We start from the raw sequence: 1,197 nt of genomic DNA, 5'->3' as shown, positions 1-1,197 counted from the left end.
CATTGCAAGAGTATTTAAAATCATATTTCACGCCTAAGTATAAAATTATATTCCATTAAAACTTAGTATTCCAAGGTGTGAAGTCTGTTGCTGAAATTTTAAAATTCTAAAATACTTAAAATTTCACATAGAATTTAGCGCTAAATTTTATGTGAAATTTTACAAGGACGGCTTTTTGGTAAAGTATTTATTATTCAAATATCTCAGATTCGATCGCTCTCAGCCCTTCATTACGCTTTCGGCGCTGCTTGCGTTCTTGGGCGTCGGCGTGGGGCTTACGGTCTTGATCGTCGCGATGGCGATAATGAACGGCTTTGATAAGGAATTTGAGCGCAAGCTCTTTACGATGAACTACCCGATCACGATCCACAGCCACTTTCGCGGCGGTATTTCAAAAGACGACGTGGAGGGGCTGCGGGCGGACTTTCCCGATCTGATTTTTAGCCCGTATATCAGCTCGCAGGTCATCGCCAAAGGCGGCGAGAAGCTCGAGGGTGGGCTGATCTTCGGCGTAAATTTAAACGATGAAAAGAGGATTAACTCGGTCGTCGCAGCAGGCGCCAAAGACGCCAATCTAACGGACTATGGCATCATGATAGGGCGCGGGATCAAGGACGAGTTTATGCTGGATGAGGGCAGCAAGATCACGATGATCTTTACGAAGAGCGATCCGGGCGGCTTTGCGCTGATCCCTAAGATGAAGCGCTTTGACGTGCGCGCGGATTTCAGCTCGGGGCTGATCGCCTACGACAAGGCGTATTCCTACGCGGACGCGAGCGATCTAGCTAAAATTTTGGGCTACGACGAGGGGACATTCGACGGCGTGCATGTTTTTTCAAACGATCCGTTTAAGGATCTGGAGCGCATCAAAAAAAGCCTCCCCGGCGGCGCTAACGCCGTGGGCTGGTGGCAGCAAAACGGCAATTTTTTCAGCGCCCTTGCGCTTGAAAAACGCGCGCTTTTCATCGTGCTGATGCTAATAATCCTAGTCGCAAGCCTAAATATCGTAAGCTCGCTTCTGATGACCGTGATGAACCGTCGCCAAGAGATCGCGCTTTTACTTAGCCTGGGCGCTAGCAAAAAGGAGGTTAAAAGGACCTTTTTTGCGCTCGGAGCCACGATCGGCGGTGGCGGCATCATATTCGGGCTCATTTTGGGCTTATTCGGCGTGTGGCTGCTTGGAAGCTTCGACATCGT

The 1,197-nt window shown here is 49.0% G+C and carries 1 protein-coding gene; it reads left to right on the top strand.

All coding sequences use genetic code 11. The annotated features are described in order from the left end of the window. Positions 1–175: 175 nt before the first annotated feature. Positions 176–1,197 (top strand): ABC transporter permease (locus Q0095_RS03530; RefSeq protein WP_297881405.1); only part of this gene is annotated, 1,022 nt, incomplete at its 3' end.

It is taken from the genome of uncultured Campylobacter sp., from assembly GCF_938045535.1.
GTDB lineage: Bacteria > Campylobacterota > Campylobacteria > Campylobacterales > Campylobacteraceae > Campylobacter_B.
Note: the sequence above shows the minus strand (reverse complement) of the source record. Positions and strands in the feature narration are given on the sequence as shown.